We start from the raw sequence: 11,004 nt of genomic DNA, 5'->3' as shown, positions 1-11,004 counted from the left end.
GCCGGTGTCGCGGACCGCATCACCTACCTGTCGACCGCCGGCGGCGCCTTCCTCGAATGGCTCGAAGACCGCGAACTGCCCGGCATCGAGATCCTGCGCACCACTGCAAAACGACTGGAGGACGCCTGACCATGGCCCGCATCACCCTTCGCCAGCTTCTCGACCACGCCGCCGAGCACGGATATGGCGTGCCCGCCTTCAACATCAACAACATGGAGCAGGGCCTCGCCATCATGGAGGCGGCCAGGGCCTGCGACGCGCCAGTCATCATCCAGGCAAGCCGCGGCGCGCGCTCCTATGCCAACGACATCATGCTGTCGCGGATGATGGATGCGCTCACTGAAATCTATCCCGACATCCCGCTCTGCGTCCATCAGGACCACGGCAACAACGAGGCGACCTGCCTGACCGCGATCCGTCACGGCTTCACTTCGGTGATGATGGACGGCTCGCTGATGGCCGACGGCAAGACGCCCGCCAGCTACGACTATAATGTGGAAATCACGGCCAGCGTGGCCGAGATGGCGCATGCGGTCGGTGCCTCGGTAGAGGGCGAGCTCGGCGTGCTCGGCTCGCTCGAAAGCGGACACGCCGAGGCCGAGGACGGGCACGGCGCCGAAGGCGCACTCAGCCACGACCAGCTCCTGACCGATCCCGACCAGGCCGTGGACTTCGTCCTGCGCACCAGGGTTGACGCGCTGGCGATCGCCTGCGGCACCTCGCATGGAGCCAATAAGTTCTCGCGCAAGCCCGACGGCGACATCCTCGCCATGCACGTCATCGAGGCGATCCACGAGAGGCTGCCGAACACGCATCTCGTCATGCACGGCTCCTCCTCCGTGCCCCAGGAATTGCAGGACGTGATCAACGCCCATGGCGGCGAGATGCCCCAGACTTTCGGCGTGCCGGTAGAGGAGATCGTGCGCGGGATCAGACACGGCGTGCGCAAGGTCAACATCGACACGGACTGCCGCATGGCCATGGCCGGCCAGTTCCGCAAGGTGGCGCAGACCAGCCGCGCCGAGTTCGACCCTCGAAAATTCTTGAAGCCCGCGATGGACGCCATGCGCGACCTCTGCCGCGCCCGCTTCGAGGCTTTCGGCACGGCCGGCAACGCTTCGCGCATCAAGATCGTGCCCATGGACGAGATGGCAAAGCGCTACGCCGCAGGCCGACTCGATCCCGAAACCTCCACGGCAAGGGCCGCCTGAAGCCGGAAGAACGACAGCGAAAGGATACCGCGATGAACGCAGAGCCGAAGGAACTGAGGGGCAAGGAGCGCTACAAGGCGGGCGTCCTGAAATACGCCCAGATGGGCTACTGGAACGGCGACTACGTGCCGAAGGATACGGACCTGATCGCGCTCTTCCGCATCACGCCGCAGGAGGGCGTCGACCCGATCGAGGCGGCCGCCGCCGTGGCGGGCGAATCGTCGACCGCGACCTGGACGGTGGTGTGGACCGACCGGCTGACGGCTGCCGACCAGTATCGCGCCAAGGCCTACCGCGTCGATCCGGTGCCGGGCCGGCCGGGCGAGTATTTCTGCTACGTCGCCTACGACCTCATCCTGTTCGAGGAGGGCTCGATCGCCAACCTCACCGCCTCGATCATCGGCAACGTCTTTTCCTTCAAACCACTCAAGGCGGCGCGGCTGGAGGACATGCGACTGCCGGTCGCCTATGTGAAGACCTACAAGGGTCCGCCGACCGGCATCGTGGTCGAGCGCGAGCGGCTCGACAAGTTCGGCCGGCCGCTGCTCGGCGCCACCACCAAGCCCAAGCTCGGCCTGTCCGGCAAGAACTACGGCCGCGTGGTCTATGAGGGCCTGAAGGGCGGACTCGACTTCATGAAGGACGACGAGAACATCAACTCGCAGCCTTTCATGCATTGGCGTGATCGTTTTCTCTACTGCATGGAGGCCGTCAACCGCGCGTCCGCCGAAACCGGCGAGGTGAAGGGTCACTACCTCAACATCACCGCCGGCACGATGGAGGAGATGTACCGCCGCGCCGAGTTCGCGAAAGAGCTCGGCTCGGTCATCGTCATGATCGACCTGATCATCGGCTACACCGCGATCCAGTCGATCTCCGAATGGTGCCGGCAGAACGACATGGTTCTGCACCTGCACCGCGCCGGCCACGGCACCTACACGCGCCAGAAGAACCACGGCATCTCCTTCCGCGTCATCGCCAAGTGGATGCGCCTCGCCGGCGTCGATCACATCCATGCCGGAACGGCCGTCGGCAAGCTGGAAGGCGACCCGATGACTGTGCAGGGCTACTACAATGTCTGCCGCGAGCTGAAGAACGAGGTCGACCTGCCGCGCGGCATCTTCTTCGAGCAGGACTGGGCCGACCTGAGGAAGGTCATGCCGGTGGCGTCGGGTGGCATTCATGCTGGCCAGATGCACCAGCTCCTCGACCTGTTCGGCGACGACGTGGTCCTCCAGTTCGGCGGCGGCACGATAGGCCACCCGATGGGCATACAGGCGGGCGCCACCGCCAATCGCGTCGCGCTGGAGGCGATGGTGCTCGCCCGCAACGAGGGCCGCGACATCGTCAACGAGGGCCCGGAGATCCTGCGCGCCGCCGCGAAGTGGTGCAAGCCGCTGGAAGCCGCGCTCGACGTCTGGGGCGACATTACCTTCAACTACCAGTCGACCGACACGTCGGACTTCGTCCCGACGCCGGCCGTCGCCGTCTGAGGAGACCGACCATGCGCATCACACAGGGAACCTTTTCCTTCCTGCCGGACCTCACCGACGAGCAGATCGTCGCGCAGGTCGAATACTGCCTGCGCAAGGAGTGGGCGATCGGCGTCGAATACACGCACGACCCGCATCCGCGGAACACCTACTGGGAGATGTGGGGCAACCCGATGTTCGACCTGAAGGATGCGGCCGGCGTCATGATGGAGGTGCGGGCCTGCCGCGACGCCCATCCCGACAGTTACATCCGCCTCAACGCCTTCGATTCCACGCGCGGCTTCGAGACGGTGATGCTGTCCTTCATCGTCAACCGGCCCAAGGTCGAGCCGAAGCTCGTCATGACGCGCACCGAAGGAGAAAGCCGCGTCCAGCGCTATTCGATCAAGGCGGCCGTCTGATCGGCAGGAGGATCGCGATGCCGCAGCAGGCGCAACAGTCCGTCGAAACGACCGTCGACCTCGCGGCCGAGTTCCGCGAGTCGGGCGTGGCCGAAATCCTCGACGAGCTCGACCGAGAGCTCACGGGCCTCAAGCCCGTCAAGCGCCGCATCCGCGAGACCGCGGCGCTGCTTCTGGTGGAGCGCGCCCGCACGCGGCTCGGCCTGACCACCGAGACGCCGACCCTGCACATGAGCTTCACCGGCAATCCCGGCACCGGCAAGACGACGGTGGCGCTCAGGATGGCGAACCTGCTCCACCGCCTCGGCTACGTCCGCAAGGGCCATCTCGTGTCCGTCACGCGCGACGACCTCGTCGGGCAGTATATCGGCCACACCGCGCCAAAGACCAAGGAGGTGCTGAAGAAGGCGATGGGCGGCGTGCTGTTCATCGACGAGGCCTACTATCTCTACCGGCCCGACAACGAGCGGGACTACGGACAGGAGGCGATCGAGATCCTGCTGCAGGTGATGGAGAACCAGCGTGACGACCTCGTCGTGATCCTCGCCGGCTATACAGACCGGATGGACAGGTTCTACCAGTCCAATCCCGGCTTCCGCTCACGCATCGCCCATCACATCGACTTCCCGGATTACGAGGACGAGGAACTGCTGGCGATCGCGGAAACGATGCTGGCGCGCCAGAACTACGCCTTCGACGCCGAGGCGAAGGCGGTGATGGCGGACTACATACGCATCCGCCGCACCCAGCCGCATTTCGCCAACGCGCGCTCGATCAGGAACGCCCTTGACCGCGCTCGCCTCAGGCAAGCGAACCGATTGTTCGAGACCGTCGGCGGTCCCCTGACTGCGCAGGACCTATCGGCGATCCGGGCTTCTGACATTTCCGCTTCCCGCGTCTTTGCCGCGAAGCCGGCGGGCGGAGCAGAGGATGGCGCATGACCGGAACCCTCATCGCGCCATCGGTCCTTTCAGCGGACTTCTCCAGGCTGGGCGAGGAGGTGGAGGCGGTCGCGACCGCAGGCGCGGACTGGATCCACCTTGACGTGATGGACGGCCATTTCGTGCCGAACATCACCTTCGGTCCGCCAATCATCAAGGCTATCCGCGGCTATACCGACAAAGTGTTCGACTGCCACCTGATGATCGCGCCGGCCGACGCCTACCTCGCCGCCTTCGCTGATGCGGGCTGCGATATCATCACTGTCCACGCGGAGGCCGGTCCGCATCTCCACCGCTCGGTGCAAGCGATCAAGGCGCTCGGCAAGAAGGCTGGCGTGTCTTTGAACCCGTCCACGTCCGAAAGCGTGATTGAATACGTGCTCGACCAACTCGACCTCGTGCTCCTGATGACCGTGAACCCGGGCTTCGGCGGGCAGGCTTTCATTCCTTCCGTGGTCGAGAAGATCAAACGGGTGAAGGCGCTTATTGGCGAGCGGCCGATCGACATTGAGATCGACGGCGGAGTCACGCCCGAGACCGCGCCAATCGTGGTTGCCGCCGGCGCGAACGTGCTGGTGGCGGGTACAGCGGTGTTCAGGGGCGGCACCAGTGCCTATGCGAAGAACATCGCAGCCATCAGGGAACCGGCCGATGCGGCGGCAAGGGCGCGTCCGTCATGATGGAAAAGTCGCCCGCCACGCTGCCCTTCCGACCGTCCGCCATTCTCTTCGACCTCGACGGCACGTTGATTGATTCCGCTCCTGACATCGCAGCCGCCGTGAACGAGCTTCTCGCCGGAGACGGATTGGCTCCTCACTCGCTGTCGACCGTGCGAGGCATGATCGGACACGGGCTGGAGAAGCTGGTTGAGCGTGCCTTGCTGGCGCATGGCATCGTCCTTGGCTCCGACGCGTTGCGAGACCGCCATGCGACGTTGACCGGCATCTATGCGCGCCATCTTACCAACCTGACCACGCTTTGCGCCGCCGCGCGTGAGGCGGTGGCCGCCGTGCGCCGGAGAAACGTGGCGAGTGCGGTTGTCACTAACAAGCCGGAAGAATTTTCGCGGACGATCCTTGCCCGTTTCGATCTCCTTACCTCGCTGGACGGCGTCATCGGCGGCGACAGCGGCTATGCGAAGAAGCCGGCTCCCGACATGCTGCTTGGCGCCTGCGAAAGGCTGGGCGCGTCGCCAGGCGAAACGCTCATGGTTGGCGACAGCAGCGCCGACCTGATCGCTGCGCGCGCGGCTGGCACGGCCTGCACGCTGGTGCGTGGTGGCTATTGCGACCAGCGCGTAGACGAACTCGGAGCCGATCTCGTCATCGCCGATCTCAACGCACTGGCGGAAGCGTTCTGCGTGCCGACGCAAGCTGACTCATGACGATCCGCGCGCTCGTTTTCGACGTCGATGGGACGCTTGCCGAAACCGAGGAGATCCATCGCGCAGCGTTCAACGAGGCTTTCGCCGAAGCCGGGATGGGCTGGTCATGGGACCGCGAACTCTATCGCGACCTGCTGCGCACGACCGGTGGCCACGAGCGCATCCTCGACTATGCGCGGCGCGTCGGCGCCGTGGTCAATCCCAGCGCGCTCCATCGCCGCAAGACGGAGATCTACAACGAGCGGATCAGGGGCGGCATGGTCACGCTTCGGCCTGGTGTGGCCACGCTCTTGGATCATGCGCGCCGCGAGCACCTCGCCATCGCCATCGCCACCACGACGAGCCGGCCGAACGTCGTCTCCCTGCTGGAGTCGACGCTCGGCCCGGAATCCCTCGGCTGGTTCGCGAGCATCCGGACAGGCGAGGATGTCCGGGCGAAGAAGCCCGATCCCGAAGTCTATCATCTCGTCCTGGCCGACCTCGCCCTGTCTGCGGCCGAATGCCTGTGCTTCGAGGATTCCCGGCCAGGCCTTCTGGCTGCCCGTGCTGCTGGGCTGCGCACTATCGTTACGCCGAGCATCTATACCGCTGGTGACAACTTCGGCGGCGCCTTGCTCGTAATCCGTGACCTCGAAGCCCCGTGGTCTTCGGCCGAAGGCTCATTGCAAAAAGGACTGCGAGCGATCGCCACATATCGACATTCATATCTATAAATAGATTCTTGCATTCTCTAGAAGGAGACAACAATGAACTTCGAAGCCCTTTTCACCGCGAAGCTCAATGGATTGCACGAGGAGCACCGTTACCGGGTCTTCACCGAGCTGGAACGCCGTGCCGGTTCCTTCCCCAGAGCAAAACGTTACGCCGGCGAGAACGTGTCCGACGTTACCGTCTGGTGCTCAAACGATTATCTCGGCATGGGCCAGCATCCGAAGGTCATCGAGGCGATGCACGGGGCGCTCGACCTCTGTGGCGCGGGGGCCGGAGGCACACGCAATATCTCTGGCACCAACCACAACCACGTCATACTGGAGCGCGAGCTTGCCGATCTGCACGCCAAGGAAGCGGCACTGCTCTTCACCTCCGGCTACGTCTCGAACTGGGCCACCCTCGGCACGCTTGGCGCCAACATACCGAATTGCGTTATTCTCTCCGACGAAGGCAATCACGCCTCTATGATTGAGGGCATCCGCCATAGCCGAGCCGAAAAGCGCATTTTTAAGCACAACGATCCCGCCGACCTCGACCGCATCTTGTCGGAGTACGGTCCCGAGCGATCGAAGATCGTCGCCTTCGAGAGCGTCTATTCGATGGACGGCGACATCGCCCCGATCGGCGAAATCTTAGCGGTGGCAGAAAAGCACCGTGCCATGACCTATCTGGATGAGGTCCACGCTGTCGGCCTCTATGGCCCGCGCGGTGGCGGCATCGCCGAGCGCGAAGGTCTGATGGACCGCATCACCGTGATTGAGGGCACGTTAGGCAAGGCGTTTGGCATCGCAGGTGGATATATAGCGGCATCGACGAATTTCGTCGACTTCATCCGTTCCTTTGCCTCCGGTTTCATCTTCACAACGGCGCTGCCTCCGGTGGTCACGGCGGGCGCGATCGCGTCGATCCGCCACCTCAAGGTCAGCCAGTTTGAGCGGGCTAGACACCAGGAGCGGGTGCGCAAGCTCCGTTCTCGTTTGGAGGCAAAAGGCATTCCGACACTGCCGAGCCCGAGCCATATCGTGCCGGTGATGGTCTGCGACGCCGCCAAGTGCAAGTGGATCTCGGATATCCTGCTCGACCGTTACGGCATCTATATTCAACCGATCAATTATCCGACCGTACCGCGCAAGACAGAACGGCTGCGCATTACACCTTCACCGCTACATACCGACGCTGACATCGACCACCTTGTCCACGCGCTCTCCGAGCTCTGGTCACAATGTGCGCTCACGCGTGCCGTGGCTTGAGCCTTTAAATCAACGCAGCACTCCGACGCTCCTGGGTTCGGTCGCGCTTGGCCCTTAAGCCTGCCTTAAGCTGCCGACCGGACCTCACCCGCCGATGTCGAGTCGAGCGGGAGCGTGCCGTTGCTTTCAAGAACTGTCTGGTCCGTCTTTGCTGCGGTATTGGTGATCGCTGTCGCCGCGGTGCCTTTGCCGGCATCTGCGCAAGTAACATCCACGGGAGCCATGCCGCTCCCGGTCGATCAGGCTTTTCAGCTCTCCGCCACGCGCCAAGCTGACAGCAGCGTCCGGCTGCAATGGACGATCGCGCCTGGCTACTATCTCTATCAGGACAAATTCAGCTTCAAGCGTGGCGCGTCCGACCTCGCGGTGCCCGATCTCCAAGGCAACGGACAAAGTAAGGACGACCCGACCTTCGGCCCTTCCACCGTCTTCCACGATCACGTCGCCGCCGTGGTTCCTCTCGATGCATCGGCTCCCGACCCGCTCGAGGTCCGCTATCAGGGGTGCCAGGACAACGGCATCTGCTACCCACCGCTCGTCCGACATCTCGATGCCGTGACCTTGGCCGTGACCGATCCGGAGGAGCGCGGGCCGGCAACGCAAGCGAATGAATGGACGGCTCCGGCTTTGGCAGCCCCCGCGAACGGAATCACCATCGCAGCCGACAATGGCGGCATGATCGATTCGCTCTTGAAGGACGGCGGCGTCGCGATGGTGCTGGCGAGCTTCCTGCTGTTCGGCGTGCTGCTCGCCTTCACCCCCTGCGTGTTCCCCATGTACCCGATCCTCGCGGGCGCGATCGCGCGCCAGGGCGAGTCGGTTACGGCGTTCAAAGGCTTCACGCTCTCGCTCGCCTATGTCCTCGCCATGGCGACGGCTTTCGGTCTCCTCGGCGTTGTCGCTGCCTGGTCCGGCCAGAACCTGCAAATGGCGCTGCAATCGCCGCTCGCCATCGGCGCGGTCTCGGCCTTGTTCATCGTTCTGGCCTTATCGATGTTCGGCCTGTTCGAGTTGCAACTGCCCTCGGCCTGGGTCAATGCGATCGGCCGGCTCGGCCAGGGCAATCGCGGCTCGCTGGCCTCGGCCGGACTGCTCGGCTTCACCTCGGCGCTGATCGTCGGGCCGTGCGTTACCGCGCCGCTTGCCGGAGCCCTCATCTATATCGCCCAAACCGGCGACGTGGCGCTCGGCGCCGCATCGCTCTTCGCGCTGGGCCTCGGCAAGGGCATCCCCCTAATCGCCTTCGGCACGCTCGGTCCCAAGGCGCTGCCCAAGGCAGGGGCGTGGATGACCGCCGTGCGTCAAGCGTTCGGCTTTGTTTTCGTAGCGACCGCGATCTGGATGGTCTCGCGCCTTATTCCCGCCGAGGCCGGCCTGGCGCTCTGGGCTCTCTTCGCCATTGGCCTGGCGGTCTGGCTCGGGGCGTTCGATTCGCTCGACCCCGACGCTTCCGGCCGGCGCCGGACAGCAAAAGCCGTCGGCATTGCCGCAGCCCTCTACGGCATCGTGCTGGCGGTCGGGGCCGCCAGCGGAGCCAGCGATCCTTTCCGCCCGCTGGGCAACCTTGTCGCAGGAACGGGCGCAGGCACCGGCCCGACGGAAGCGCTCGCCTTCCGGACAGCAGGTACGCCAACCGAGCTTCAGGCGCAGATAGCGGGCGCGAACGGCAAACCCAGCCTCCTCTACGTCACGGCCGACTGGTGCGTCACCTGCGCGGTGATCGATCGCAGAGTACTTTCAGACCCTGCCATCCAATCCACGCTCGCCCGCTTCAATCTGATCAAGCTCGACGTCAGCGACAACACGCCCAAACAGCGCCAGATCATGGAGAGCCTTCAGGTCGTCGGCCCGCCGACGATGATCTTCGTCGATCCCGAGGGACGTGAGACGACGGGAACCCGCCTCGTTGGAGACGTGACCAGGGGAACCTTGCAGGCGTCCGTCGAAAGGACTGGGACCGCGCGATGAACGCCATAGCTATCGGGCCTTTCGTCTTCGCCTCGGAACAGTTCGCGGCGTTCCTCGGCATCTTCGCATTCACGCTCGTAACCTCGATTTTGGCGCGCCGGGTCGATCCCGTGATCGGCCGGTGGTCGACCTGGGCGCTGATCGGCGGGCTTGTCGCGGCCCGGCTCGGCCATGTCGCGCTGCATTGGGAGAGCTTTGCCGGGGAGCCGTGGAGGGTCATCGCATTCTGGCAAGGCGGCTTCCAGCCGATCGCCGGTCTGATCGGCGTCGCCATCGTCAGCGCCATCTTCATTCGCACCGTCAAGGCCGGCCTGGCGGCCACCGGCGCGCTCGGCCTCAGCCTCATCCTATGGATCGGCGTCACGCAGCTCACTCAAGCCACACTCGGCCAGCCCGCACCAACCGTCGCCCTACAGCAGATGGACGGCCCTCCGATCGCGGTCAGCGACGTCGCCGGCAAACCCGCCGTCATCAACCTCTGGGCGAGCTGGTGCCCGCCCTGTCGCAGGGAAATGCCACTACTTGCCGAGGTGGCCGCGAGTCGTAACGACCTGGTGTTTTTCTTCGTCAACCAGGGCGAAGGATCGGACACCATCCGCTCCTATCTCGCGTCTGAGAATCTCAAGCTCGATCGTGTGCTGCTCGATCCGTCGATGCAGATCCCGAGGCACTACGGCTCCATGGGCCTCCCAATCACGCTTTTCTTGAGGGCTGATGGGACACTTGCCTCCATGCATATGGGCGAGATCTCGCGGGAAGCCCTCAACACAGCAATCGACAAACTCTCGGGCTCGCCGTGACGCGGGCGCCGATCTTTCAATCGCAGACCTTCCGTTGCCCTTCACTCTCAATCTGACCCATCCGCCCTTCGCGACTACACGGCGGACAACGATACGTGACCCCAATGCGTTTGTCTGAAAAGAGCAGAGCCCTTTCCGCGTTTCTGATCGGTCTCGCCGTGACCGGCTGCACCGCCACCGCGACGACCTCAACGGCCGTCACCCAGCCCCTCGAGCGGCAGCAGCGCCACCCGGCGCCAAACCCGGCCTACGCCGCACAGAGTGACGACAGGTTCCCGGTTGCCGCCATCGACACCTCGAAGGTCGATCCGAAGAACCTGCGCCAGCAGGTGAGCTATCCCACGCCCTATCCGGCCGGCACGATCGTCGTCGATACCAAGAACCGTTTCGTCTACCTTGTGCAGGAAGGCGGGAGGGCCATGCGCTACGGCGTCGGGGTCGGCCGCGAAGGGCTCGAATTCACCGGTACCGCCAACGTGGGCTGGAAGCAGGAATGGCCGCGCTGGACACCGACCCAAAACATGATCGCGCGCCAGCCGGAACGGTACGCGCGCTGGGCCGGTGGCATGGAGGGTGGCCCCTCTAACCCACTTGGCGCCCGCGCGCTCTATCTTTTCAAGGACGGCAAGGACACGCTGTTCCGCATCCACGGTACCAACGAGCCGCACACGATCGGGCAAGCCGTCTCGTCGGGCTGCATTCGAATGATGAACCAGGACGTCATAGATTTGTATCGTCGCGCCCCGTCCGGATCGAAAGTCGTCGTGATCTAGCGACCTCGGCAACATGTAAGCAACAGCAAGGGTCCCCTGCCTTCTCGATACGGGGCCCACTAAATCACCGGA

Annotated in this window: 11 protein-coding genes; all 11 read left to right on the top strand. The window is 64.2% G+C overall.

Annotation, left to right across the window (positions count from 1 at the left end):
• Positions 1 to 131 precede the first annotated feature (131 nt).
• The 11 genes from fba to AO692_RS23190 all read left to right on the top strand — a co-directional run bounded on the left by fba (position 132) and on the right by AO692_RS23190 (position 10,932).
• Complete coding sequence (fba, locus tag AO692_RS23240) at positions 132 to 1,211, top strand: class II fructose-bisphosphate aldolase (RefSeq protein ID WP_054312398.1); 1,080 nt, start codon at positions 132 to 134, stop codon at positions 1,209 to 1,211.
• Positions 1,212 to 1,243: 32 nt separating this feature from the next.
• Positions 1,244 to 2,704 (top strand): form I ribulose bisphosphate carboxylase large subunit, encoded by a 1,461-nt coding sequence (locus AO692_RS23235; RefSeq protein ID WP_054312397.1) that lies wholly within the window; start codon positions 1,244 to 1,246, stop codon positions 2,702 to 2,704.
• Positions 2,705 to 2,715: 11 nt separating this feature from the next.
• On the top strand, positions 2,716 to 3,105 hold the full coding sequence (locus AO692_RS23230) for a ribulose bisphosphate carboxylase small subunit (RefSeq protein WP_054312396.1): 390 nt from the start codon (positions 2,716 to 2,718) through the stop codon (positions 3,103 to 3,105).
• Between the two features lie 17 nt (positions 3,106 to 3,122).
• Positions 3,123 to 4,046, top strand: a complete 924-nt coding sequence (gene cbbX / locus AO692_RS23225) for a CbbX protein (RefSeq protein ID WP_054312395.1) — start codon at positions 3,123 to 3,125, stop codon at positions 4,044 to 4,046.
• Positions 4,043 to 4,726 carry a ribulose-phosphate 3-epimerase gene (gene rpe, locus AO692_RS23220; protein WP_054312394.1) on the top strand — a complete coding sequence of 228 codons (684 nt, stop codon included), beginning with the start codon at positions 4,043 to 4,045 and terminating at the stop codon, positions 4,724 to 4,726. The genes cbbX and rpe overlap by 4 nt, the downstream gene beginning before the upstream one ends.
• Entirely contained in the window at positions 4,723 to 5,430 is a 708-nt protein-coding gene (locus AO692_RS23215) for an HAD-IA family hydrolase (protein WP_244483453.1), read from the top strand. Before rpe ends, AO692_RS23215 begins: the two co-directional genes overlap by 4 nt.
• Entirely contained in the window at positions 5,427 to 6,143 is a 717-nt protein-coding gene (locus AO692_RS23210) for an HAD-IA family hydrolase (RefSeq protein WP_054312393.1), read from the top strand. Before AO692_RS23215 ends, AO692_RS23210 begins: the two co-directional genes overlap by 4 nt.
• A 33-nt stretch (positions 6,144 to 6,176) precedes the next feature.
• Positions 6,177 to 7,391 carry a 5-aminolevulinate synthase gene (hemA, locus tag AO692_RS23205; RefSeq protein ID WP_054312392.1) on the top strand — a complete coding sequence of 405 codons (1,215 nt, stop codon included), beginning with the start codon at positions 6,177 to 6,179 and terminating at the stop codon, positions 7,389 to 7,391.
• A 120-nt stretch (positions 7,392 to 7,511) separates the two neighbouring features.
• Entirely contained in the window at positions 7,512 to 9,359 is a 1,848-nt protein-coding gene (gene dsbD, locus AO692_RS23200; protein ID WP_054312391.1) for a protein-disulfide reductase DsbD, read from the top strand.
• Positions 9,356 to 10,159 carry a TlpA disulfide reductase family protein gene (locus tag AO692_RS23195; RefSeq protein ID WP_054312390.1) on the top strand — a complete coding sequence of 268 codons (804 nt, stop codon included), beginning with the start codon at positions 9,356 to 9,358 and terminating at the stop codon, positions 10,157 to 10,159. Before dsbD ends, AO692_RS23195 begins: the two co-directional genes overlap by 4 nt.
• A 104-nt stretch (positions 10,160 to 10,263) precedes the next feature.
• Positions 10,264 to 10,932 carry a L,D-transpeptidase gene (locus AO692_RS23190; RefSeq protein WP_054312389.1) on the top strand — a complete coding sequence of 223 codons (669 nt, stop codon included), beginning with the start codon at positions 10,264 to 10,266 and terminating at the stop codon, positions 10,930 to 10,932.
• The last annotated feature ends 72 nt before the right edge of the window (positions 10,933 to 11,004 follow it).

It is taken from the genome of Mesorhizobium sp. 1M-11 (assembly GCF_001303895.1).
Classification (GTDB): Bacteria; Pseudomonadota; Alphaproteobacteria; order Rhizobiales; family Rhizobiaceae; genus Mesorhizobium.
This window is presented reverse-complemented; position numbering and strand designations above follow the sequence as displayed.

Coding starts and splice junctions, on each gene's coding strand:
- fba (WP_054312398.1), top strand. CDS start 132: ATGGCCCGCATCACCCTTCGCCAGCTTCTCGACCACGCCGCCGAGCAC.
- AO692_RS23235 (WP_054312397.1), top strand. CDS start 1,244: ATGAACGCAGAGCCGAAGGAACTGAGGGGCAAGGAGCGCTACAAGGCG.
- AO692_RS23230 (WP_054312396.1), top strand. CDS start 2,716: ATGCGCATCACACAGGGAACCTTTTCCTTCCTGCCGGACCTCACCGAC.
- cbbX (WP_054312395.1), top strand. CDS start 3,123: ATGCCGCAGCAGGCGCAACAGTCCGTCGAAACGACCGTCGACCTCGCG.
- rpe (WP_054312394.1), top strand. CDS start 4,043: ATGACCGGAACCCTCATCGCGCCATCGGTCCTTTCAGCGGACTTCTCC.
- AO692_RS23215 (WP_244483453.1), top strand. CDS start 4,723: ATGATGGAAAAGTCGCCCGCCACGCTGCCCTTCCGACCGTCCGCCATT.
- AO692_RS23210 (WP_054312393.1), top strand. CDS start 5,427: ATGACGATCCGCGCGCTCGTTTTCGACGTCGATGGGACGCTTGCCGAA.
- hemA (WP_054312392.1), top strand. CDS start 6,177: ATGAACTTCGAAGCCCTTTTCACCGCGAAGCTCAATGGATTGCACGAG.
- AO692_RS23195 (WP_054312390.1), top strand. CDS start 9,356: ATGAACGCCATAGCTATCGGGCCTTTCGTCTTCGCCTCGGAACAGTTC.
- AO692_RS23190 (WP_054312389.1), top strand. CDS start 10,264: ATGCGTTTGTCTGAAAAGAGCAGAGCCCTTTCCGCGTTTCTGATCGGT.